The following is a 21,975-nucleotide window of genomic DNA, read 5'->3' as shown; positions in this document are numbered from 1 at the left end:
CCGGCCGCAAACAACGAAGCTGGACAGCAACCTTCACAGTCACCATCCAGCCCCATCCATCACCCTGAACGCTTAACTCACCGGCATTGCGCCAGAGCGGCACAAACTCTTCCGGATCATCAAGAACCCCGCCGAGCAGGCCTGATCGTCGTGCGTCGTTGACTGCTGCGGGTGGTCGGGGATGCTGCGTGGCCCGCTGGAGGCGGGCGTCTTACGATGCAGGGGGGAAGGCGGCGGCGAAGCAGGCGGTCAGCAGGGTGTCGAGGTCGGCGGCGTCGTCCTCGGCCCATCGCGTCAGCGCGGTGTCGAAGGCGGCGAACGCGACCGCCACCAGCACCGCCGGGCGCAGGTCCGGCACGGGGTCGGTGGACATGCGGGCGGCCAGGCCGGTGGTGAGGGTGGCGCGCCACGTGACCTGGCGTTCGAGGTAGCGGGCGAGCAGCGCCGGGGTGCCGACCATGATCTTCGTGAGGCGGCGGGACTTCTCGGGGTGCTCCCAGAACGTGTCGGTGAAGACGCGCAGCGTCTGCTGCAGTGCCACGGCCGGGGGCTCGGCGGCGGGGCGGGCCGACAGACCGTCGCTGAGCTGGCGGCCGAGGTCGCTGAGGAACTCGATGATGACGTCTTCCTTGGACTGGAAGTAGCGGAAGAACGTCCGGCGGGACACCCCGGCCGCGGCGGCCATCTGGTCGATCGTCGTCTCTTCGAAACCCTGGAACGCGAGCAGCTGCAGTGCGGCCTCGGTCAGCTCGTCGCGGACGAGCTGGCGTTTGCGTTCGGCGAGGCTCACCTGTGCATTCTACGTCAGGCGGCATGCAGAGACGAAGTTGACACTGTGTGCCACTAGTGACACCATGAACCCTATGCGATGGAGTGAGGCTGAGATCGGGGATCAAAGCGGCAGGACGTTCGTCATCACCGGGGCCAACAGTGGGCTCGGGTTCGAGATGTCGCGGGCGCTGCTCGCCAAGGGCGCACGGGTGATCATGGCGGTGCGCAACAGGGACAAGGGCGAGAAAGCGACGAAGATCCTCAGCGGTGGAGAGCTCAGGACGGTCGACCTCGCCGACCTCGACACGGTCAAGCGGCTCGCCGACGATCTGCACCGGGAGCGGGTGAGCATCGACGTCCTCGTCAACAACGCGGGCGTGATGATGCCGCCGAGGACGCTCAGCGCGCAGGGTCACGAGCTGCAGTTCGCCGCGAACCATCTCGGGCACTTCGCGCTCACCGGACTCCTGCTCGACCTCGTCACCGACCGGGTCGTCACCGTCAGCTCCACGCTGCACCGGCCCGGCCGGATCCATTACGACGACCTCGACGGCGCGAGGGACTACTCGCCGGCGAAGTACTACAGCCAGTCCAAGTTCGCCAATGTGCTGTTCGGGCTCGAGCTCGACCGCCGGCTGCGGGCGGCCGGTGCGAAACAGCGGAGCATCCTCGCCCACCCGGGCTATTCGGCGACGAATCTGCAGACGTCCGGCCCGACCGGCGTGATGAAGGCGTTCATGCGCATCGGCAACGTCGTCATGGCGCAGCCGGCGGCGAAGGGCGCGCTCAACCAGTTGTATGCCGCCGTCGACCCGCGGGCCGAAGGTGGGCAGTTCATCGGCCCGGACGGCATTGGCGAGCATCGAGGCCTGCCCAAGGTGGTGCAGCCGGTCGACCGGGCGGCGGACCCCGCCGACGCTCAGCGGCTCTGGACGTTGTCCGAGCAGCTCACCGGCGTGCAGTTCGAGGTCGCGCGCAGCCGGTAGACCGTGATGTCGCCCCGCTGCCAGACCTCGTCGGTCAACTGCGGCAGCGCCGCGGTAGGGGTACCGGCGGATCGGTCGACGACGATCCAGCGGACGCGCTGCGAATACAGCCACCCGAGCCGGGAAGGGGTCGGGTCGAGCACGGCCGCGTCGTTCAGCGCCAGCCGCGCCGGATTCCAGTAGGTCGGCGACGGGCCGAGGCGGTGCGCGCGGGACTGTGCCCCGGTCGACTCCGGCGAATACCCCCAGCTGCCCAGCAGCACCCGGCGTTCGCTGTACGCGGAAAGCCAGTACACGAGACTCTGCCCGTGCATGAGACCGCCGGAGACGCGGTGCACATTGGTCGCCACATATTCAGCAGGGTCGCTGTGTGCGCGCACGAAGCGGGCGGCGGCGACCTGATCCGGGGTGACCCGGACGTGGTAGGCGACGCCGAGGTTCGCGCTGGTCGCGGCGTCGAACGGCAGCCGCGCGACACCGGAGAACATGACGACGGCCAGCGCCGCCGAAAGGCCCAGGCGGCGCAAGAGGAAAGCGAACGAAAGCACCACCCCGCCCAGGACGTACACCGGCAGCGGCACGCGCCAGCCGCCGGGATCCACCGGCAGGGTCAGCCCGACGGAGAGGGCCGCGAGCAGTGCCGCTGCCCCGAGCGCCGGCCACAGCGCGCGCGGTGACCACGGCAGGCGGACCAGGCCGGTCGCGGACAGGATCGCGGCGCACGGCCAGGCCGCCACGATGAAGAAGTGCTCACTCCACGACACGTGCCAGACGCACAGCGTGCCCACGAACCCCGCGACGGTCGTCCCGGCGAGGAACGTCTCCGTATCGGACCAGCGCCGGAGCAGGGCGACGACCCCGGCGAGCCGGGCGCCCATCGCTATGCCGTACGCGCCGAGCCCCCAGAGGATCAGCGGGACGTCACGCACCGTGGTGCCGTGCCGCTGGCTGCCGACGAAGTCGAGCATGATCGCGAACGGCCCCCACCGCAGCCCCTGGCCCTCGAAGCCGTAGAGGACGGCGACCGCGACCACCTCGACGGCCGCGAGGAGCGCACCGAGCAGCCACGGCGTCGACCGCGGTCCGCGCCGCAGCAGGTGTACGGCGCACAGCGCGGCCACACCGGCGCCGACCAGCGGCACGATCGTGGACTTCGCGCCGGTCGTGCCGGCCGCGAACACCAGGACGAGCAGCCAGTCCCGCCGGCCGCCGCCGCGCAGCACCGACACGACGGCGGCGATGAGCGGCATGCCGACCGCCGCGCCGAAGAGCAGCGAGCGGCTCGACCAGCTGTAGTACGTGGTGATCGAGCCGAAGAACGCGGGCGCCTGCCGCTGCGGGACGAGCTCGCCGACGGTGAACATCAGCGCGGCCGCGACCGGGCCCGCCCACGGGTGCCGCGCGACCCGCCCGCCGGTGACGGCGAGCAGGCAGACCGCGAGGACGGCGAGGACGGGCAGGTCCAGGCGGAACCACACCACCGGCAGGTCGATGCCGCTGATCATGCTGCTGGCGGCGACGTGACCGTAGGCGAACCAGTGGTAGCCGAGCGTGCGGTCGCCCTGCTCGGGGACGGCGAGCGGGAAGTGGTGCTTCAGGTCGGCGCTGACCGCGAGGAGGTTCAGCTGGTCGATCATGTACTGGTGTGCCCCGCCCGTGGGGACCGGCGGGTTGACCGCGATGAACGCCGCCGTCAGATAGGCGAGGAACCCGATCGCGACGCCGGCGACCGCCCACGACCAGGCCGCCGACGGTTTTTCCGGATAGCCGGGGTTCCGCGTGTACCGCCGGGCGAGCGGGACGATGACCAGCAGCGGCCAGATCCAGAGCCAGCCACGCAGCTCGAGCACGCCGGCGGTGACCAGCGCCACCGTCTCGGCCAGGAGCCCGACGACGGTGCCGTAGGTGACGTCCTCCAGCAGCGATCGTGGGGCGGGCCGGATCGCGCGGTATACCAGCGTGCCCGGAGCCACGACGGCATATACAAAATAAGCGACATATCGGACTACGTCGAGCGGGCTGGTGCCGAGCGCCACGGGGATGGCGACGGTCGCCGCGGCGAGCGCGAGCCATGGAAGTTTCGCAGTCATGCCAACGGCTCAACGCCGCGAGCCGGTGGGGTGTGACGCCCTCAGGAGGAGATACGGCGGATCGCGTCGCGGCGCAGTGGGGAGATCCACTCGATCGGGATGGCGCTCAGCATCCGGCCCAGGACGCGGGCGTTCGCCGAGGTGATCAGGTCCGTCGCGGGGAGTCCCGGCAGCCCGTACAGGCGGCGCGCCCACGCCGGCAGCAGCCCGATGGCCAGGGCGGACACCCCGAGCGCGGCCCCACGGACGGGGGTCAGGCCCAGCCCGTACGGCAGCGGCGGCAAGGTCAGGAAGAGCCCTGTCGCCGCGGCGTCCACGGTCAGTGCCAGCTCCGGGCGCATCCGCTCGTAATCGCGGTGTGCTGGAAGCGGCCCCACGGGTCCTTGCGATACCGGCTGTTCTGCTCCACGCCGGCCACCGCGCGGGGCAGCAGCGCCTGCAGATACAGGCTGCGCAGGCCACCCACGGTGACGATCGGCTCCCGGTGCACCCGCCAGGTGACCGAGTCCGGCCCGAACAGCCCCGGGTCACCCACCGGGCTGCTCGCTCGCCATGTCGTCGGCACGGCGCCGCTGGCAGGCCGGGCACAGGCCCCAGAACGTGACCTCGGCCTCGTCCAGGACGAACCCGTGCGCCTGCGACGGCGTCAGGCACGGCGTCTCACCGACGGTGCAGTCGACGTCCGCGATCTCGCCGCACCCGCGGCACACCACATGGTGATGGTTGTCACCGACCCGCGACTCATACCGCGCGGGACTGCCGGCCGGCTCGATCCGCCTGGCCAGCCCGGCCCGCGAGAGGGCGCTCAGCACGTCATACACCGCCTGCGTGGACACCGAGTCGAGCCTGGCCCGGACCCGGGCGGCGATCTGGTCCACGTCGAGGTGCCCCTGGGCCTGCCCGCGCGACGCCTCGAGGACCTCCAGCACGGCCAGCCGGGGCCGCGTCACCCGCAGACCCCGGGCGCGCAGCAGATCCTCACCCGACACGTCTTCCATAACACCACGCAGCCTGGAACCGTTCAAATGTTTCTGGACTCTTGATTGAACTCCTGGTACTCGGGTTGTGTACACGTCCGGTGGGGGAGGATCGCACCGACGAAGAGGAGGCCCCGTTGTTCGAACGTGTGCTCGGTCTACCGGCTCACCCGTTCTTCATCCACGCAGCCGTCGTGCTCGTGCCGCTGCTCGCCGTCGCGGGCATCCTCTACGCGGTCTGGCCCGGCGCCCGCCGGCACGTCCGGTGGACCCTGATCGTGCTGGCCGTCGCCACCCCCGGCGCCGTCTTCGCGGCGAAGGAGTCCGGCGAGGCGTTCCAGAAGAGCGCCAACTTCCAGTCCGGCGAGCTTCAGGCGAAGATCGGCGAACACGGGGACCTCGGGAGCACACTGTTGCTGGTCGTGGTGGGGCTCACCCTGGTCGCGCTGGCCACGGCCTACCTGGTGCGCCCCGTCCCCACCGACTCCGTCGGCCCTGTGGCGGCCCACTGGGCGCTGTCCGGCCTCATGGTCGTCCTGGCGCTGGCCGCCCTCTACTACGTCTTCAAGGCCGGCGACACGGGCGCGAAAATGGTGTGGGACGGCTTTTAGGCCCGTCGCTCAGAACAGCAGTCGCCCGCAGAAGATCAGCAGCAGCACGACGATGACCGCACCGGCGAAGATGCCCATCCCCTTGGTCAGGATCGTCGCCGCCTGCTCCTCACGGTCGATCCGCTCGGAGTCCTGGGCGGGCAGCTTCCGCGGCGCCGCCGGCCGTTCGACGGTCGGCGGCCGCCACCCTCGCGGCGGCGGCGCGCTGCGCGGGGCACCCGTGTAGGGCACCGCCGCCGGAACGTCCTGCACCGCCGGCGGTGGCGGCGCGGCCCCCTCGGGCGGGCGCCGCCAGAAGGCGTCGTCACTCACGTCGTCGAGCCTACCCACCGGACGGACCTCCGCGGCCCGCCCGGTGGGACCCACCGACGTCAGTCGCTGTTGAGCAGGTCCGCGAGCGACATGGGCCGGGTGGCATCCGGGTCGTCGCGCCGGTCGTCCAGCCGCACGGTCGGCTGCTCGTCCGCCGCCGGCTGCTCCGCGTCGCTCTCGTGCTGGGGGGCGCTCTGTTCTGTCATGCCGCCGAGTGTGACCTGTCGACGGAAGGGCGACTGTCGTCATTCGGCCAACTTCCCGCAAACTCGCCGGAGTACCCTCGTGCGCGTGGCGACGACCGAAGAGTGGGCATCGACCGACGAGCAGCGCGAAGTGAGCTTCGAAGACTTCGCCGACGAGCTGGTCGTGCTCCCCGACACCACCACCGACGACACCGACGCGGGCTGGGGCGAGCGCAGCGCCTCCAACGACGACCGCCTCCTCGCCGACCGCCCCCCGCACTGGGACTGACCCGACCGCTCGGGGGACGTCCGGGCGCCGCGTCCGTCAGTACCGATCAGGGACTGACGACGGGGAGGGACCATGGGCGGCGCGGATCTCGCGGCTCGGTGCGCCGGCATCCAGGGGGCCGCCGCCGGCCAGGGTGACCTCGACGCCGCGATCGACGACCTGCTGAGCCTGCCGGAGTTCCCCGGCCGGGGCTCCCTCGCCGCCCTGCTCCTGCAGGCGATCCTCGTCACCGGGCCGTCCACCGGCACCTTCCGGCTGGGCCGGCTCGCCCCGCTCCTGGCGCTCGCCGACGCCGACCCGCCGCCGGACCCCGGCTGGCCGTGCCTGCGCGCCGCGGCCCGCGCCGGTGAGCTGTCCCGCGCCGCCGCCGAGCGGGAGATCTTCGACCCGAAGGCGGCGATGGCCGAGCTCGACCGGCTCGAGACCGACGCCGCCGGGCACCCCGCCGCCATGATGCACGTCAGGTTCGCCCGTGCCGGCATCGCGATGCTGCTGTCGGTCTATCACGGCGACGTGGCGCTGCCGGCCTCGTTCACCGCCGACAAGCAGTTCATGCGAGCGATGACGCAGGGGCATCCGATGGGTGCGGCGTTCGATGAGATGCTCGACGCCGCCACCGCGGTGCTCGACGCGCGCCAGCTGGACGGCGACGTGTTCGCGGCGATGGAGCGGATGGCCGGTCTCGCGGAGCGGTTCCCCGAGGGCTCGGACCTGCGCACCTCGGTCGAGCGGGCCGCGGCGGTCATGGCGCCGCTGCGCGCCGTCATGGAGGGCACCGGCCGGGTCACCGACGAGCAGCTCGCGACCATGCGGAAGCTCGCGACCGGCGGCGGTCTGAGCGCCGCCGACGCCGCGCTGGCCGAAGCCTTCGTGGGCGGCGCGGCGATCGGCGGCGGCACCGAGACCGACCCGGCCCGCATCGCCCAGGGCATCGAGCACTCCCGCACCGCCGTCGCCCGGACCCCGCCCGGCCATCCCCAGCGGGCGGCCGTCCTGCTGGGACTGGCGCTCGGCCTGGTCCGGCGCAACGAGCTCACCAACTCGCTCGCCGACATCGACGAGGCGATCACGGTGCTGGAAGAGGCGCTGCGGTCCGCCGGAGGCCCGATGCACCCCCAGTGGTCGGGCATCAACGAGATGCTCGCGCACGCCCAGCGCCGGCGCGGCGTGGCCGACCCGCACCTGCGGGCGCTCGACGGGCTCCGGGCGAACACGTGGCGGGTGCTGCTGCAGCCGACCCCGGCCGCCGCTCACGTCGCGGCGCGCAGCGCCGCCCGGGACGCCCTGGATGTGGCGCGGCTCTGCCTGGCCGACAACCATCCCGGCGACGCGATCCGCGCGCTGGACCTGGGCCGGGGGCTGGCGCTGTACGCGGCGACCGAGCGGCAGGACGTGCCCGCCCGGCTGATCGGGTCCGGCCGCGCCGGCCTCGCCGAGCGGTGGCGGACCGCGGACGCCGACCATCTGCCGGAGGAGGTCCGCCGGGAGATCCTCGGCGTGCTGACCGCCGACGGCGCCTCGGCGCAGCTGCTGGAGGCGCCCTCCATCGACGACATCCGCGAGGCGCTCGCCACGCTGGACGCCGACGCGCTGGTCTACCTGATGCCCGCCGACCCGCCCCAGCCCGGGTTCGCCATCATCGTGCCGGTCGCCGGCCGGGTGGCGTACTGCGCGCTGCCGAACCTCAGCATCACCGAGGAGATGGCGGTCGAGCAGTTCTTCGCGGCCATCTCCGTCCGCGACTTCGAGCCCGCTGCCGCTCCTCCGGGCGCGTCGCTGGCGGACAGCGTCGCGAAGATCTGCGGCTGGGCCTGGCACGCGGCGATCGGCCCGCTGTACGAGCGGTACCTCGCCGGCATCCACCCCGACGGCGACCGGCCGCCACGGGTCGTGCTGGTGCCGACCGGGGAGCTGGCCCGCATCCCGTGGCAGGCCGCCCAGCGGCCGGACGGCACCTACGCCGTGCAGCTGCTCGCGCTGTCCCAGGCCGTCTCCGCCCGCCTGCTGTGCCGCACCGCCCGGCTGGCGCCCGTGCCGCCCTCACCGGTCGGTCTCGTCGTCGGCGACCCGGACCCCGGCGTCAAGGGCCTCGACCTGCCCGCCGCCCGGATCGAGGCGTTCGCCATCCACCGCGACTTCTACTGGGGCGGCCGCTACCTGGGCCGCCGGCCTGACTCGCGCCCCGGCCCGGCCGGCACCGCCGAGGAGGTCCGCGCCTGGATCCGCGGCACGGGCCCGGCGGCCGGGACGACGCTGCACCTCGCGTGCCACGGCTTCGTCGGCGCGGATCCGCGGTCGGCGACCTCGTATCTGCTGCTCGCCGGCGGCGAACGGCTGGCCGCCGACGAGCTCGTCGAGCTGCTCGCCGCCGTGCCGGAGCGGGCGATCGGCCTCGTCGTGCTCGCCGCGTGCCGGACCGGCCAGGCCATGAGCGGCTACGACGAGGCGTACAGCCTCGGCACCGCGTTCCTCGCGGGCGGCGTCCGCTCGGTGCTGTCGACCCAGTGGAGCATCCCGGACGCCGCGACGTCGGCGCTGATGTTCATGTTCCACCACTACCTGATGACCGAGCGCTGCCCGGCCCGCGACGCCCTGCGGCAGGCGCAGCTGTGGATGCTCGACCCGCGGCGGCGGATCCCCGACCGCATGCCGGAGCAGCTCCGCGAACAGCTGATCACGTCCGAGCTCGGCGACGTCATCGCCTGGGCCGGGTTCGTCCACTGGGGACAATGAGGGGGAGCCGGTGAACCAGAACGCCGAGGCGCTGCGGGAACAGCTCGAACACCTGCGCGACGCCGAACGCACGATCCCGTTGCTGCGGCTCGGCCAGATCAGGCTCGACGAGTACTGGCGGGCCGGCCCCGGCAACCCGGGCGCGCTGCCGGCGCTCAACGCCGCGGTCCAGGCGTTCGACGAGGCGTACGGCTACATCGATCCCGCCGACACGCTGCGCGGCACGGTCGCCGCGACCCTCGGCTGGCTCCTCGGCGCCCGCAGCCTCGCGCACGCCGGCCCGCCGCGTGACCGCGACACAGGCATCCACGTGCTGCGGGAGGCGCTGTCCTTCCCGAGCCTGACCGGTCCGCACCGCACCGGCGCCGACCTCATGCTCGGCCAGCTCCACATGAGCCGGGTCACCGCCGCGATGAACCCCACCGACATGGCGAGCGCCATGCGCGGCGGCACGGCGCCCGGCGACGCCCGCGACGCCGACCTGGCCGTCGAGTGCTTCCGCCGGGTCGCCGACGGCACCGCGGTCAACACCGAGATGCGCGACATGGCCCGCATGATGCTGGAGATGGCGGAGGCCCTGCAGTCGCTGATGGGCGGCTTCGGCAAGGGGCTGGGCGGCTTCGACCTGAGCCGGATGGCCGACATGGTCACCGTGATGCAACGCGTCCAGCAGCAGGGCGGCCGCTTCTCCGCCCGGCCCGGCATCGTGCCCTTTCCGTCGCTGTTCGACGCCGAACGGGCCGCGAACGACGACCCACTGATCCGTCCCGTCGCCGTCGTCGAGCACGGCGACCTGCCCGCCCCCGTGGTCCCCCGCCCCCGCACCCCGGTGGAGCCGGACGACGACGCCGCCCGCCGCAAGCTCCGGGCACTCGCCGGCGACCTGGGCACCCTCCTCGCCGGCGACCGGTCCGGCGTGGACGTCGACGAGCTCGTCGCCCTGGCCGCCACCGCCGTGCACGCCTCGGGCGACGCGCACGACCATCTTGTCCTGGCCGTCGCACTGCACCTGCGCGACGACGGCGACGACGACCGCGCCGCCGAACATCTGGCCACCGCCGCAGCCGGGCCCCTGCCCGGCGACGACCAGCCGGCGGTGGTGGCCCTGGCCGCCCGGCTGCACCGCCCTGACCTGGCCGCGGTCGCCCTCGCCCCCGCCGCCGGGGCGCTGCGCGCGATCGGCGCCGACGCCCTCGCGCTGCCCGGCCTGACCCTGCACGCCTCCGGCGAACCGACCCCCGCCCGCGACGTCGCGGGCCGCGTCCTCACGGTCGGCGACGGCCCCTGGTCGGTCGCCGGCATCGACCAGCTCGTCACCCTCGCCGCCCGCAAGCCCCCACCGGTCACCGACGACCCGGTCTTCGTCGCCGACCCCCGCGGCGACCACGAACCCGCCGGCGTCGAGGCAATGCTGCTGCGCCGCATCTTCTACCCGCGCTCGACCGGCCTCGGCCGCACCATCGAATACATCGACGCCGCCGGTACCGCGGACGACGTCCGCGCCCACCTCAACGGCTCACTGCTCCACCTGGCGTGCGGCATCACGCCGGCCGGCGCCCTGGAACTGGCGAACGGCACCGAACTGCCCCTCACCCAGCTCCCCCCGGTGACCGGTGCGGGCCTGGTCGTGCTGCACCCGCCCCGTCAGGGCACCACCCCGGCCACCCTGCGCATCGCCGACCAGTTTCTGACCGCGGGCTTCACGGGCGTCGTCACCTGGCGCCACCCGGTCCCGGATCCGGTCGCCGCGCTCATGCTCTTCATCCTGCACACGGCCCTGGTCCAGGACGGTCTGCCCGCGCATGCCGCGGTCGGGTCGGTCCGCGCCTGGCTGGCGGACCCCACCCGGGCGACCCCGGACGACCTGCCGACCTTCTACGCGTCGGCCGCGACGACCGTCGACCTCACCGACCCGGCCTTCCGCTCGGCCCTGATCCACCGGGGCATCGCCTGAACCGTCGGGGAAGGGATGCGATGCGGCAGGGTCAGGCGGTCGAGGACGCGGACTTGGTCGAGGCCCCCGAGGAGGCGGCCGCGGGCTTCGAGTCCGAGGAGGACGACGAAGACCCGGACGAGGACGAGTCCGAGGACTTCGACCCCGTGTCCGACTTTGACCCCGTTTCCGACTTCGTGCCCGAGTCGGAGGAGGACGAGGAGCCGTTGGACTTCGTCGAGGAGCGGGAGTCGGTGCGATAGAAGCCCGAGCCCTTGAAGACCACGCCCACCGCGGAGAACTGCTTGCGCAGGCGGCCCTGGCACTCGGGGCACTCGGTCAGCGCGTCGTCGGTGAAGGACTGCACCGCCTCGAGCTGGTGGCCGCAGGCCGTGCAGGCGTATTGGTAGGTAGGCACCGTTCAGCCTCCATCATTGGCACTCAACCCTATCGAGTGCCAATAGTGCGGTATCGCACATCCTTTCGTCCAGTCGAGGTGGGCGGTCTCATACCTGGCGGCGGCCCCGACGAGGGCGCCGCTGACCCGCTGGTCGTGCGCTTCCGCAGGCACGGACGGCAGCAGCTCGCCCGGGTGCAGCAGCGCGATCGTCGGGGCCGTGACGCGGGCGAGGACCCGGTCGTAGGAGCCGCCGCCCTGGCCGAGGCGGGTGCCGTCCAGGCCCACCGCGAGGGCGGGGACCAGCATCAGGTCGATGGAGCGGACCGCGTCGACGCCGAGCCGGGGGCCGGTCGGCTCGGACAGGCCGCGCGGGCCGGCGGCGAGCGACCCGTCGAAAACCGCCCAGTCCAGATCGCGGGACGGCAGCAGGACCGGCAGGAGCAGCCGGGGCGCCAGCGCGGACAGGGCGGAGAGCAGGAACGCGCCGGCCGGTTCGTACGGCAGCGGCGCATAGGCGGCGACAGAACGCGCGCCCGCGGCTCGTACCATGGCGGAAATGCCCGAAATGAGCGAGTTGTCGGATAAGTCGCGCTGGTCGGAAGGCATGGCGCGGCGAGCGGACCGGATGTGCGATCGCAGCTCGGATTTCGGGGACACCGCAGGCGCCAAGGCTCAAATCCTCCTCATCTGTGACAGCATCGCAGAAACACAGCTACGGGAGGACGGACGTGACGCTGCGGGCGCGGCTCACCGCGGCCTTCCTGGCGGTCGTGCTCGGTCCCGTGCTGCTCGGCGCGATCTTCGTCGGCATCGCCGTCGCCGCGGTCACCGAGCAGCGGGCCAAGGAGCGGCTCGGCTCCGGCGCGCAGAACGTCGAGGCGGCCCTCGCCGTCACCTGCCAGCGGCTCCGGCTCGCCGCCGAGACCACGGCCATGGTGACCGCCGACGGCGACCAGCCCGACGCGGCCCAGCGCGCCGTCGTCCGCGGGCTCGCCCGCGCGGTCGAGGTGAGCGACGCCGGCGGCACCGTCGTCACCACCGCCGGCACGCTGCCGCCGAAGCCATGGGCCGACTGCGCCGCGCCGACCGCCGCGCCGTTCGCCGCGATCGCCGCCTCCGTCGACGTGCTCGACCCGAGCTCGCGGCGCATCGGCCGGGCGTACGCGGTCGAACCCGTCGACGACACCCTGCTGGACTGGCTGGCCGAGGCCGGCGGCGTGCGCGTCGACTCCCTCGCCTCGGACGCCGCCGACTCCGAAGAGGTCGGCACCGCCCGCAAACTCGACAGCGGCGCCACCGGCATCACGTCCGGCGGACGCCTGGTCAGACGGCTCGACCCGCAGCCCGGGCAGCCGCTGACCCTGGCGCTGTCGGTGCCGGAGCCCGACACGGGAGGGCTCTACGCGGTCCTCGTCGCCGTCGTCGCCTGCGCCGGGGTCGTCGCGATCAGCGTCGCCTGGTGGCTGGCGCGCTCCACCACGCACCCGCTGACCGAGCTCGCCCTGGCCGTCGAGCGGGTCGCCGACGGTGACCTGAGCGCCCGGGTGCCCGTCCGGAGCCAGGACGAGGTCGGGCGGCTCGGGCAGACGTTCAACCGGATGACCCGCGAGATGCAGGGCTACGTGCAGGCGCTCACCGCGAGCCGCGACCAGCTTCGCGGGCAGCTCGGCGTCCTCGGCGACACCCTCGCCGGTACCCACGACCTCGACCGGATCCTGCAGGTCATCCTGCAGACCGCGGCGGCCGCGACCGGCGCCCAGTCCGGCGTGGTGCTCATGGTCGACCCGGCCAGCGGCGAGCTGCGCGGCCAGGTCGCCGAGGGGCTCGCCGGGTCCGACGTCGGCGACCTGCGCCTCCAGCTCGGCGACGGGCTGCTCGGCGGCGTCGCGGCGTCCGGCGAGCCGCGGCGCGGCCGCGTCGACCGGGACGGGCCGGCGCTGTCACCCGCCGAGCCGCGCTGCGTCACCTACGTCGCGGTGCCGATCGCGGCGCCCGGCGTCGGGCCGACCACCGGCCTGGAACCCCAGTCGGATCTGCCGCCCGCCGCCAGAGGGGTGCTCGCCCTGTACGACCGGCACGGCTTCGACGAGTTCGACGACGCCGACCTGATCACGCTGCGGACGTTCGCCGGACAGGCCGCGGTCGCCGTCGACAACGTCCGGGTGCACGAGGAGGCGCAGCGGCTGTCGCTCACCGACCCGCTGACCGGGCTGTCCAACTACCGGTATCTGCGCGACTCGCTGCGGCGCGAGGTCGAGCGGGCCAGCCGCTTCGGCCGGTCGCTCGCCGCGCTCGCCCTGGACCTCGACCGGTTCAAGGAGGTCAACGACACCTACGGTCACGCCGCCGGTGATGCGGTCCTGGCCGAGTTCGCCCGCCGGCTGCGGGCCGAGATCCGCGAGGTCGACTTCGCGTTCCGGCAGGGCGGTGAGGAGTTCGTGGTGCTGCTGCCGGAGACGGACGCGACCGGCGCGGCGGTGCTCGCCGAGCGGCTCTGCGCCGCCGTCCGGCGCGCCCCGGTCCTGGTGATCTCCTCCACACCGGGACAGGCGCCACGGCGGATCCCGGTGACGGTGTCGATCGGCATCGCGGTCTTCCCGCTGCACGGCGCGACCGGAGCCGCCGTGCTGGAGGCCGCCGACGACGCCCTCTACGCGGCCAAGGCCGGGGGGCGCGACAGATACAGGATCGCCCCCGATGTGGCGGTTCCTCCCGAGGACGAGCCCGTGAAGGCTAGTACGGAGGTGACGCCCGGCGCGCCAAAGGCCGCACAACCGCCACGACAGAGCCGCGGCGGCTAGCCTTGCCACATGCCTGACACGACTCCTCACCAGCCCGCGCTGCCGCGCCAGCGGGCTGTCAAAGCCGTGATCCCGGCGGCGGGCCTGGCCACCCGCTTCCTCCCGGCGACCAAGGCCGTGCCGAAAGAACTGCTGCCGGTCGTCGACCGGCCCGTCCTGCAGTACATCGTGGAAGAGGCGGCCGCGGCCGGCATCCGAGACATCCTGCTGGTCACCGGCAGGGGCAAGACCTCGATGGTCGACCACTTCGACCGCCGCCCCGACCTGGAGGCGCGCCTCGCGGAGAAGGGCGACGACGAGCGGCTCGCCGCGGTCGTGCGCCCCAGCGAGCTCGCCGAGATCTACACCTGCCGGCAGGGCGAGCCCCTCGGGCTCGGCCACGCCATCTCCTACGGCGAGTCCCACGTGGGCAACGAAGCCTTCGCGTGCCTGCTCGGCGACGAGTTCGTCGAGGAGACCGAGCCGCTGCTGCCCGCGATGCTCGACCTGCAGGCGCAGACCGGCGGCATCGTCCTCGCCCTCATCGAGGTCGAGCCCGACGAGACCAGCCGCTACGGCATCGCCTCGATCGAACCCTCCGACCTCAATGCCGAGGCGGGCGAGGTGCTCAAGATCACCGGCCTGGTCGAGAAGCCCAAGCCGGAGGAGGCGCCGAGCAACCTCGCCGTCATCGGCCGATATGTGCTGCCGCCCACCCTGTTCGACGCGATCCGCCGCATCGGGCCCGGCGCGGGCGGCGAGATCCAGCTGACCGACGCCATGGCCCTGCTGCTCGCCGAGGGCACTCCGGTCCACGGCATCGTCTACCGCGGCACCCGGTACGACACCGGCATGCCCCTGGGCTACCTGCAGGCCGTGGTCCAGCTCGCGTGCAAGCGCGGCGACCTCGGCCCGGCGTTCACCCAGTGGCTGACCCAGTTCGTGGAGAAGGAACTGCGCGGGTGACAGCGGTTCCAGCGACGGGCTCCCACCACGACGCCGCGCGCGACGCGGGCGTCGGGCCGAACGCGCGCGTCCCCCTCGCCGACTATCTCGCCGGCGTGCTCCGGGGTCTGCGCCCGTTGCCCCCGCTGGACCTTGAGATCACCGCCGCGCACGGCAACGTGCTCGCCGAGGACGTGGTCGGACCGGGCCCGGTGCCCGCGTTCGACCACTCCGCGATCGACGGCTACGCCGCCCGGTTCGACGACATCAGCGACGCTCAGCCGGGCCGCCCGGTCCGGCTCAGCGTCGTCGGTGACCTCGTCGCCTCCAGCTGGCGGCCGGTCCGTCTCACTCCGGGCACCTGCTTCTCCGTCGCGGCGGGCGCGCTCATGCCCGTTTCCGCCGACGTGGTGGTACCACCGGGGATGACCGACCAGGGCATGGCCGCGGTCGAGGTGTACCACCCGACGAAACGCGGCCACGGGGTGCGCCGCGCCGGCGACGAGCTGCCCGCCGGTGCCGTGCTCGCCCGGGCCGGTGCCTACGTGACCCCGCCGCTCGTCTCCGTCCTCGCCGCCAGCGGCATCGGGCACGTCGTGGTGCGGCCCAGCCCGCGCGTCGTGGTCATCGCCACCGGCGACGAGCTCGTCGACGTCGGCCGCGCCAGCCAGCCCGGCCAGGTCGTCGACGCCAACTCCCACGCGCTCACGGCGGCAGCCGCGGAGGCCGGGGCTCACGCGTACCGCGTCGGCATCTGCGACGACGACCCCGAAGGGCTGCGCGGCCTGCTCGACGACCAGATGCTGCGCGCCGACCTCATCATCACCACCGGCGGCACCGGCACCGGCCCCGGCGACATGGTCCGGCGGATCCTGTCCCGCTCGGTCGTGTTCTCCGACCTGTCCGTGTATCCGTGCTCGTCGCTCGGCTACGGCACCATCGGCGGCTCCGGCGGCGCCAACGGCGTGCCGATCGTCTGCCTGCCCGGCGACCCCGGCGCCGCGCTCATCGGCTTCGAGGTGCTCGCCCGGCCCGTCATCCAGCTCCTGGCCGGCGCCGACCCGGTCTTCCGGCCCAGCGTGCGCGCGCACCTGCTGGAGACCGTCAGCTCGCCGTCGGGCATGCGGGAGTTCCGTCCCGCGTACATCACCGAGCGCCGCGGGGGCGGATACACCGTCATGCCGCTCGCCGGCGGTCCGTACACGCTGTCGGGTCTCGCCGACGCCAACGGGCTCATGGTCCTGGGCGAGAAGGTGATCAGCGCGGCCGCCGGCTCTACAGTGGACGTCATCATGTTGGATAGACGGCGATGAGTCAGCCTGGATGGCCGGCGGTCCTGACCGACGGTCCTGTCACCCTGCGGCCCTACCGGCGCGCCGACGCGCGCGCCTGGGCGGAGGTCCGGCGCGCGAACGAGCAGTGGCTGTCCAAGTGGGAGCCCACGCCGTACGGCACCTGGCACGACCTCAACTCCCCGGCCGCGTTCCGCGCCGTGCACGCCGACCTGCGCCGCGCCGCCCGCACCGGCAGCGCGATGCCCTTCGCCGTCTGCTACGACGACCAGCTCGTCGGCCAGCTCACCCTCGGCAACATCGTGCGGCGCGCCTTCTGCTCCGGCTACGCCGGCTACTGGGTCGACTCCCGCCACGCCGGCAAGGGCATCACCCCGACCGCGCTCGCGCTCGTCGTCGACCACGCCTTCAGCGTCGGCGGGCTGCACCGCATCGAGGTCAACATCCGGCCCGACAACCTCGCCAGCCGGCGCGTCGTGGAGAAGCTCGGCTTCCGCCAGGAGGCCTACCACCACCGCTACCTGCACATCGACGGCGACTGGCGCGACCACCTCGGCTACGCCATGACCACCGAGGACGTCTCCGCCGACGGCGGCCTGCTCGCCAGGTGGCACAAGGTCCTCGCGGCGTAGTTTTCGCCTTCTCCTGCGTGTTGACGTGGTGTAACGCTGCTCGACCCGTAGTGTTCTGAGTCGGAGTTACCACGCTGTAACTTCCACAGACTTGGATGACTCGCGCGCCTGGGGGGACCGGTGCGTGAGGTGTGAACAGGAGGCGTGAGGGTGCCGACCTCGGTGCTCCTCGCCGTCCTTGCCGCTGCTGGGCTCCTAGCCTTGGCGCCCGCACTGGTGCGCCGGTACGACGCCACAGAGCGGCTGGTGGCGGAGCGGGCGTTGTCAACCGCACGGGTGCTGACCCGTGCCGGGATGCGCCACGACCGTCGGCAGCGGACGATTCCCGGCCGCCGCCCCGTCAACCCTCCGCGCACCGTCGTGCACCGCCTCGTCTCCGGCGCGGCCGGTCTGCCGGGCGCCTCGGGCTCGGGTGGCGCGGGCGGTTCCGGCGCGGCCGGCCGGTCCGGTGCTGCCGGCGGGGCTTCGCCGTTGCGGGTCGTGCCGGCCGTGGCCCGGCGCCGCCGCCCTCGCCAGGCCCCGCGCGCCATGTACCGGCGCCGGCGCGTCCTGCTCGCCCTCGTCCTGCTCAACCTCGTCGAGCTCGGCGGCGTCGCCCTCGTCAGCAGCGGCTTCTGGGTCGGCTTCGCCGTCACCGGCGCCCTCCTCGTCGCGTACGTCGCCCACCTGCGCAACCGCGCCCTCACCGAGCAGCGCCGACGCCGCCGCGAGGCCCACTACGCCGCCTGGATCGCCCGCCGCCAGGCGCAGGTCCGCCGCGAGCAGGTCCGCCGCGCCGCTCAACGCCGGGAGGCCGTCGCCGCCCAGCTCGCCGAACGCGACCGCGCCCGCCGCGAAGCCGCCCGGCTCGGCGCTCTCGGAGCCGTCCGCGGCAAGCCCTACGACACGCGGGCCTCAGGACAGTGATCTGATTCGCGCCCCGCTTCAACCATTTGCTACTCTTGGCCCCGGCCCACTCCGGCGGGCCGGTTGGGGTTGTGGCGCAGTCTGGTAGCGCACCTCGTTCGCATCGAGGGGGTCAGGGGTTCGAGTCCCCTCAACTCCACACGATTGGCGCAGCCTGCTCAAAGGCTGCGCCTTTTCGCGTTTGCGGTGGAGTTGAATTCCGCGCACGGCTTCGCCGTGCTCCCCAGTGGGGGAGCTTCGCTCCACCCACACCCCCTCAAGACCGTTCTCGGCGCTAGTGGTCGCATCGGTTGCTCTGGTCGCGTTTTCTGGGTGGTGTACTGCGTGCGTAGTCGGGGCGGAGCCGAGTGCCTCGCCATCGCTGCACCACGATTCTGATGCTGGACATGGACACCCGTCAGCCTGCGGCCGTGCTCGTTCTGCGCAGCATGCGCCACCACTTCGGTGCGTCACGTTGGCTTGCACTCATGGACTTGGGTATCGTCCGGCCACATGGCCCCCCGACGGTGAGGCACCACTCAACCGCACCGATTTACTGCCCTTTACTGATCGCGGCTTTCTGGCACCTGGTCGATACCCGCTCACCTTGGAACAGGTGAAAGCGGTGTTCGTCGACGCACCGCGTTTCGCGGATTCTGGGACCCGTCGCCGGTGCTTCGCCGGGCTTACGACCTACCCGGCCAGGTGGCGCGAATTCGAAGATCGGCTGGAACCGGCTCTCCGTGGCGATCGGTTGCAGATGTGCGTGTGGCTCGGCAGGAGTTTCACCAGCTTTGGGAGACTTGATCCTAATAATGTTGATCTGACCATTTTTGTGAACGCCGACGTGCTTGAACGCGCTCGGCAACATTTCCGGTCAACCATCACGGTAGCCTCAGAAACGACCCGCGATCCGCAGAGATGAACCATGCCGATTTAATGGTTTCGGCGGAAAATGGCGGCGCCAATTCCCGATTCGATTACATTATGTAGTGATGTCTTTACATGTATCGAGATACTAGGTTATCCTTCTCCTACGGGTCCGCCTGCGCGGCGGGCCCGGCGGCCAGACGCATGGGTACACGGGGGTAGTCACTTGCCGGCAAAGCGTGCGCCGTGCTTCGGCGCAGGAACGCGGCAGCAATGACGCGCCATGACGCGCCATGACACGCGTGCACATCATCCGGGCATTTCCCGGTTAAATTTCCATGCCTTTCGTTGACCCGGAACCGACCGCACGCATCTGGCTGCGACGGTGCGGACCAGCCACAGAAACCTCGGGAGGATTTTGATGGAACTGCGCGTTCTCGGCCGGATGGAGGCAGAGGACTCGGGGGGCGCGATCGAACTTGGGCCGCCGAAGCAACGACTCGCGCTCGCGACGCTGCTGCTGCATGCGGGTGAAGCCGTCAGCACGGACAGTCTGGTGGATGTGTTGTGGGGTGACCAGCCGCCGGCGTCGGCCCGCCAGAACGTCCATCTCCACATCCATCGGCTACGCCGTGCGCTCGGTGCTGAGCGGCTGGTCACCCGCGGCCGGATGGGCTACAGGTTGCTGCTGTCCCGAGGGGATCTCGACGCCTACCGGTTCGTCGATCTCGTCGACGAGGCGCAGCAGGCGAGCGATCACGGGCGGGCGGCCGTGCTCATCCGCGAGGCGTTGGCGGAGTGGCGTGGCGGTGCGTTCGCCGACTTCCACGACCACCCGGTGCTGGTCACCGAGGTCGCCCGGCTGGCGGAACTGCGCTTGCAGGCCGTCGAATACAGAAATGACGTCGATCTGGTGGTGGGTGACCACCTGCGACTGGTCGGGAGGTTGCGACCACTGGTAGCCGAACACCCTTATCGGGAACGGCTCCACGAGCAGCTGATCCTCGCGCTGTACCGGTCGGGTCGATCATTTGAGGCGCTGGAGGCGTTCCAGGACGTGCGACGCATCCTCGTGGATGATCTCGGGCTCGATCCGGGTGCACACCTCCGCGAGCTGGAAAAGCGGATTCTCGACCGGGATCCGGACCTCTGAGTCCGGGCCGGCGGCCACCTCACGTTCCTTGCGCGGCACCGTGCCCGTCGATCGTGAGGTGGCCGTCGTCACCGCGGCTCAAGCTGGCCCGCGGCATCAGGGGAAGGACGTTGCGAGGTCGTTGTAGACCTTCTTCACGCTTACCCGGACGCAGTCACGCAGGTCCTGATGTCTGTTCGCCGGCACAGCCGCGAGAAGATCGGTCGGGTTGTCCTCGCGGCCGCTCACACTGATCTTCTTGTTCTTGAGGCATGCCTGGACGGCCGTCATCAGCGCCGGCTCCATGTGGGACTTGTTGTCCTGATTGTACCTGTTCTCGACCGGCTCCAGATACGTCACCGCGCATCGATGGTAGATGTCATCACCCTGCTCGAACGACATACCGGCGGCCTTATACCGCAGCAGCATGCGCTCGTTGTCGACAGGGTCCCAACCGTCGTTGAAGAGCTCCAGCCCGGCCTGCTTCAGGCAGGTCTCGAGACTGCTGACGGCCGCCTCGTAATCGGCGGTCGTCACCTTCTTGGACGGGGGCGAAGCGGTGTCCGTCGCGACGCTGGGGGTCGGCGACTGTGTGTCGCCGACCCTGGGCTGGCCGGAGCCCGTTGCGGTCGAGCAACCAGCCAGCCCTGACAGCAGCGCCACGAGGACGACGACCGAACGGATCGTCAACCCCATGAGTTTGTTCCTCGATCTCAGTGGGACTGGACCCAGGACTCGCCGGACTGGCTCTTGTGCCATGCCGACGCGATGTTTCCGTACGCCTCGGCGCGGCCGGCCGTGTGCAGGTCGCCCGACGAGGTGCCGTTGGTGTAGGTCACCTTGAGCCACGCGTCGCCGGCGCAGCTGCCGCCGAGGTCCTTCTGCGTCCAGGCCATGGTGTCGAAGCTGTTGACGCCGCCAGAGTAGTTGCCGCAGCTGCGGGACTTGCTGTAAATGGTCGCGTGCGCGGACGCGGGCTGGACGGCGACCAGCGCGCTGACGCCGACCATCGCCAGCACCACGCCGGTCCTCATGGCGAGACTTGTGGCTTTCATTGCTGCGTCCCTTCGTTGTGGACGACGGAGATCCTGTGGCGGTCGTCGACCGGCCACGTCTCCCCGCACATCGGACTTGGTCGAAGTGTGGTCTGCCTGCCTATACGTAACCTATTGCCGCGCGTATAGGTGGACCTCACGTTCGGTCACCGAGCCTCTTCCGGGCGCCCAGCAGGGTGGAGGTTGACCGTGTAGGTGGTTGATCTTTGTTCGTCAGCTCGTCGTCGCTTGCCGGTGCCTGGTCCGCGACACCCTGTGTCCTGTCGGCGCGGTCCGTTCCCGCGCCGCGCGGACCTTGAAGCGGGCTGGCTCCGGCTGCTGCCGACCGGGGGGAACTGTATGGGGACACTCAAGCACGGGGGTACGACAAAAAGGCCGGGGTCGGGTCAGGGGAAGGTGATCGAGGTTCTGGCGAGGACGTAGGCGGGCAGGCCGGACTGGAACTCCTCGGTGTCGACGCCGCGCCAGACGAGGACCACGCCGCCTGCGGCGAAGGCTCGGCCCGGGCCGCTGGACTCGGCCTTGAGGGTTGCTTCGATGCCGGGCTTTCCTGCGATGGTGAGCCGGCGGTCGGTGGTCTTCGTGCCGCCCAGGCCTGGGGTGGCGAGGGCGGCGGTCAGGGCCTGGGTGGGGTCGGCGCCGTCGTAGGTGTACACGCGGATGAAGCCGAGGACGCCAGAGGGTTTGGCGTCGATCTCGCAGCGGAGGGTGACGCCGGCCGTCGTGAGGTTCGCGGAGGTGGCGTCCTTGGGCTTCCACTTCGCGGCCGTGGGGATCGTCGCCGGGATCGGGCATGCGGTGCCTGGACCGATCTTGTCGGCGGCGGCAGCGGGCGCCGGGTCGTCGAACCCCGCGGCCCCGGACCCCGCGGCCCCGGACCCCGCGGCCCCGGACCCCGCAGGCCCGGACCCCGCGGCCCCGGACGATGTGGGCGGGGCAGGGGTTGCCGGGGTGGGGGTGCCGGAGCAGGCGGTGAGCAGGGCCAGTGCCGGGACGACGAGCAGGGGGATACGCACGGCCGGATTCTGGCACGAGGTGCTGCTTGGCCGCGGCCCCGCCGAGAGCCGCTGGCTACCATCCGGGAAGACACGGAGGGG

At 71.9% G+C, this 21,975-nt stretch carries 23 protein-coding genes, 1 tRNA gene and 1 pseudogene; 13 read left to right on the top strand and 12 right to left on the bottom strand.

The annotated features are described in order from the left end of the window. Positions 1 to 211: 211 nt before the first annotated feature. Positions 212 to 790, bottom strand: coding sequence for a TetR family transcriptional regulator (locus ABZS58_RS44135; RefSeq protein WP_354790096.1), 579 nt, complete (start codon positions 788 to 790; stop codon positions 212 to 214). 73 nt (positions 791 to 863) lie between these two features. Between ABZS58_RS44135 and ABZS58_RS44130 the strand changes: the two genes are divergently transcribed. Beyond that, on the top strand, positions 864 to 1,757 hold the full coding sequence (locus ABZS58_RS44130; protein ID WP_354790095.1) for an oxidoreductase: 894 nt from the start codon (positions 864 to 866) through the stop codon (positions 1,755 to 1,757). On the opposite strand, the gene ABZS58_RS44125 is transcribed toward ABZS58_RS44130, so the two are convergent. From ABZS58_RS44125 to ABZS58_RS44110, 4 genes are read right to left on the bottom strand one after another with little or no spacing between them, the layout of a single operon-like run. Then, positions 1,691 to 3,847, bottom strand: a complete 2,157-nt coding sequence (locus ABZS58_RS44125; protein WP_354790093.1) for a hypothetical protein — start codon at positions 3,845 to 3,847, stop codon at positions 1,691 to 1,693. The two genes, ABZS58_RS44130 and ABZS58_RS44125, sit on opposite strands and share 67 nt — an antisense overlap. Before the next feature lie 41 nt (positions 3,848 to 3,888). Beyond that, positions 3,889 to 4,188: an oxygenase MpaB family protein gene (locus ABZS58_RS44120; RefSeq protein ID WP_354790091.1), complete on the bottom strand. Its 300-nt coding sequence runs from the start codon at positions 4,186 to 4,188 to the stop codon at positions 3,889 to 3,891. Further along, complete coding sequence (locus ABZS58_RS44115; RefSeq protein WP_354790089.1) at positions 4,167 to 4,382, bottom strand: oxygenase MpaB family protein; 216 nt, start codon at positions 4,380 to 4,382, stop codon at positions 4,167 to 4,169. The genes ABZS58_RS44120 and ABZS58_RS44115 overlap by 22 nt, the downstream gene beginning before the upstream one ends. Beyond that, positions 4,375 to 4,836, bottom strand: coding sequence for a Fur family transcriptional regulator (locus tag ABZS58_RS44110; RefSeq protein WP_354790087.1), 462 nt, complete (start codon positions 4,834 to 4,836; stop codon positions 4,375 to 4,377). Before ABZS58_RS44110 ends, ABZS58_RS44115 begins: the two co-directional genes overlap by 8 nt. Positions 4,837 to 4,961: 125 nt before the next feature. On the opposite strand from ABZS58_RS44110, the gene ABZS58_RS44105 reads away from it, so the two are divergent. Further along, positions 4,962 to 5,435 (top strand): DUF2231 domain-containing protein, encoded by a 474-nt coding sequence (locus ABZS58_RS44105; protein WP_354790086.1) that lies wholly within the window; start codon positions 4,962 to 4,964, stop codon positions 5,433 to 5,435. 9 nt (positions 5,436 to 5,444) lie between these two features. Here ABZS58_RS44105 and ABZS58_RS44100 read toward each other — a convergent pair whose 3' ends face one another. Both ABZS58_RS44100 and ABZS58_RS44095 read right to left on the bottom strand, forming a co-directional pair. After that, positions 5,445 to 5,747, bottom strand: coding sequence for a translation initiation factor 2 (locus ABZS58_RS44100; protein WP_354790084.1), 303 nt, complete (start codon positions 5,745 to 5,747; stop codon positions 5,445 to 5,447). 59 nt (positions 5,748 to 5,806) lie between these two features. Further along, positions 5,807 to 5,953: a hypothetical protein gene (locus tag ABZS58_RS44095; RefSeq protein WP_354790083.1), complete on the bottom strand. Its 147-nt coding sequence runs from the start codon at positions 5,951 to 5,953 to the stop codon at positions 5,807 to 5,809. A gap of 85 nt (positions 5,954 to 6,038) precedes the next feature. Between ABZS58_RS44095 and ABZS58_RS44090 the strand changes: the two genes are divergently transcribed. The 4 genes from ABZS58_RS44090 (at position 6,039) to ABZS58_RS44075 (ending at position 11,150) form a co-directional block, all read left to right on the top strand. Then, positions 6,039 to 6,221, top strand: a complete 183-nt coding sequence (locus ABZS58_RS44090; RefSeq protein ID WP_354790103.1) for a hypothetical protein — start codon at positions 6,039 to 6,041, stop codon at positions 6,219 to 6,221. Positions 6,222 to 6,293: 72 nt separating this feature from the next. After that, positions 6,294 to 8,954: a CHAT domain-containing protein gene (locus ABZS58_RS44085; protein WP_354790081.1), complete on the top strand. Its 2,661-nt coding sequence runs from the start codon at positions 6,294 to 6,296 to the stop codon at positions 8,952 to 8,954. Positions 8,955 to 8,964: 10 nt separating this feature from the next. After that, positions 8,965 to 10,908, top strand: a complete 1,944-nt coding sequence (locus ABZS58_RS44080) for a hypothetical protein (protein ID WP_354790079.1) — start codon at positions 8,965 to 8,967, stop codon at positions 10,906 to 10,908. 20 nt (positions 10,909 to 10,928) lie between these two features. Continuing rightward, complete coding sequence (locus ABZS58_RS44075; RefSeq protein ID WP_354790101.1) at positions 10,929 to 11,150, top strand: hypothetical protein; 222 nt, start codon at positions 10,929 to 10,931, stop codon at positions 11,148 to 11,150. Between the two features lie 14 nt (positions 11,151 to 11,164). Here the strand turns inward: ABZS58_RS44075 and ABZS58_RS44070 are convergent. After that, a pseudogene (locus ABZS58_RS44070) lies at positions 11,165 to 11,305 on the bottom strand (FmdB family zinc ribbon protein); the annotation flags it as partial. A 3-nt stretch (positions 11,306 to 11,308) separates the two neighbouring features. After that, a complete protein-coding gene (locus ABZS58_RS44065) occupies positions 11,309 to 11,944 on the bottom strand; it encodes a 5-formyltetrahydrofolate cyclo-ligase (protein ID WP_354790100.1) in 636 nt (211 codons plus the stop codon). Positions 11,945 to 12,015: 71 nt separating this feature from the next. On the opposite strand from ABZS58_RS44065, the gene ABZS58_RS44060 reads away from it, so the two are divergent. The 7 genes from ABZS58_RS44060 (at position 12,016) to ABZS58_RS44030 (ending at position 19,844) form a co-directional block, all read left to right on the top strand. Then, on the top strand, positions 12,016 to 14,088 hold the full coding sequence (locus ABZS58_RS44060; protein ID WP_354790078.1) for a diguanylate cyclase: 2,073 nt from the start codon (positions 12,016 to 12,018) through the stop codon (positions 14,086 to 14,088). A 9-nt stretch (positions 14,089 to 14,097) separates the two neighbouring features. Further along, positions 14,098 to 15,033, top strand: a complete 936-nt coding sequence (locus ABZS58_RS44055; protein WP_354790077.1) for a UTP--glucose-1-phosphate uridylyltransferase — start codon at positions 14,098 to 14,100, stop codon at positions 15,031 to 15,033. Then, positions 15,030 to 16,325, top strand: coding sequence for a gephyrin-like molybdotransferase Glp (gene glp / locus ABZS58_RS44050; RefSeq protein ID WP_354790075.1), 1,296 nt, complete (start codon positions 15,030 to 15,032; stop codon positions 16,323 to 16,325). The genes ABZS58_RS44055 and glp overlap by 4 nt, the downstream gene beginning before the upstream one ends. Beyond that, a complete protein-coding gene (locus ABZS58_RS44045) occupies positions 16,322 to 16,936 on the top strand; it encodes a GNAT family protein (protein WP_354790074.1) in 615 nt (204 codons plus the stop codon). Before glp ends, ABZS58_RS44045 begins: the two co-directional genes overlap by 4 nt. A 144-nt stretch (positions 16,937 to 17,080) precedes the next feature. Next, positions 17,081 to 17,842: a hypothetical protein gene (locus ABZS58_RS44040; protein WP_354790072.1), complete on the top strand. Its 762-nt coding sequence runs from the start codon at positions 17,081 to 17,083 to the stop codon at positions 17,840 to 17,842. 65 nt (positions 17,843 to 17,907) lie between these two features. After that, positions 17,908 to 17,981, top strand: a tRNA-Ala gene (locus tag ABZS58_RS44035). Between the two features lie 1,131 nt (positions 17,982 to 19,112). Then, the gene (locus ABZS58_RS44030; protein ID WP_354790071.1) at positions 19,113 to 19,844 is read left to right on the top strand and encodes an AfsR/SARP family transcriptional regulator; all 732 of its coding nucleotides are present in this window, start codon (positions 19,113 to 19,115) and stop codon (positions 19,842 to 19,844) included. Positions 19,845 to 19,940: 96 nt separating this feature from the next. On the opposite strand, the gene ABZS58_RS44025 is transcribed toward ABZS58_RS44030, so the two are convergent. The 3 genes from ABZS58_RS44025 to ABZS58_RS44015 form a co-directional block, all read right to left on the bottom strand. Next, positions 19,941 to 20,519, bottom strand: coding sequence for a hypothetical protein (locus tag ABZS58_RS44025; RefSeq protein ID WP_354790070.1), 579 nt, complete (start codon positions 20,517 to 20,519; stop codon positions 19,941 to 19,943). Between the two features lie 17 nt (positions 20,520 to 20,536). Beyond that, a complete protein-coding gene (locus ABZS58_RS44020) occupies positions 20,537 to 20,878 on the bottom strand; it encodes a hypothetical protein (RefSeq protein WP_354790069.1) in 342 nt (113 codons plus the stop codon). Between the two features lie 386 nt (positions 20,879 to 21,264). Next, the gene (locus ABZS58_RS44015; protein WP_354790067.1) at positions 21,265 to 21,894 is read right to left on the bottom strand and encodes a lipoprotein; all 630 of its coding nucleotides are present in this window, start codon (positions 21,892 to 21,894) and stop codon (positions 21,265 to 21,267) included. Positions 21,895 to 21,975: the final 81 nt, after the last annotated feature.

This window comes from Dactylosporangium sp. NPDC005555 (assembly GCF_040605635.1).
Lineage (GTDB): Bacteria > Actinomycetota > Actinomycetes > Mycobacteriales > Micromonosporaceae > Dactylosporangium.
This window is presented reverse-complemented; position numbering and strand designations above follow the sequence as displayed.

Excerpts from the sequence above, each read along its gene's own strand:
- ABZS58_RS44130 (WP_354790095.1), top strand. The coding sequence starts at position 864 with ATGCGATGGAGTGAGGCTGAGATCGGGGATCAAAGCGGCAGGACGTTC.
- ABZS58_RS44125 (WP_354790093.1), bottom strand. The coding sequence starts at position 3,847 with ATGACTGCGAAACTTCCATGGCTCGCGCTCGCCGCGGCGACCGTCGCC.
- ABZS58_RS44120 (WP_354790091.1), bottom strand. The coding sequence starts at position 4,188 with ATGCGCCCGGAGCTGGCACTGACCGTGGACGCCGCGGCGACAGGGCTC.
- ABZS58_RS44095 (WP_354790083.1), bottom strand. The coding sequence starts at position 5,953 with ATGACAGAACAGAGCGCCCCCCAGCACGAGAGCGACGCGGAGCAGCCG.
- ABZS58_RS44085 (WP_354790081.1), top strand. The coding sequence starts at position 6,294 with ATGGGCGGCGCGGATCTCGCGGCTCGGTGCGCCGGCATCCAGGGGGCC.
- ABZS58_RS44075 (WP_354790101.1), top strand. The coding sequence starts at position 10,929 with ATGCGGCAGGGTCAGGCGGTCGAGGACGCGGACTTGGTCGAGGCCCCC.
- ABZS58_RS44055 (WP_354790077.1), top strand. The coding sequence starts at position 14,098 with ATGCCTGACACGACTCCTCACCAGCCCGCGCTGCCGCGCCAGCGGGCT.
- ABZS58_RS44045 (WP_354790074.1), top strand. The coding sequence starts at position 16,322 with ATGAGTCAGCCTGGATGGCCGGCGGTCCTGACCGACGGTCCTGTCACC.
- ABZS58_RS44030 (WP_354790071.1), top strand. The coding sequence starts at position 19,113 with ATGGAACTGCGCGTTCTCGGCCGGATGGAGGCAGAGGACTCGGGGGGC.
- ABZS58_RS44025 (WP_354790070.1), bottom strand. The coding sequence starts at position 20,519 with ATGGGGTTGACGATCCGTTCGGTCGTCGTCCTCGTGGCGCTGCTGTCA.
- ABZS58_RS44020 (WP_354790069.1), bottom strand. The coding sequence starts at position 20,878 with ATGAAAGCCACAAGTCTCGCCATGAGGACCGGCGTGGTGCTGGCGATG.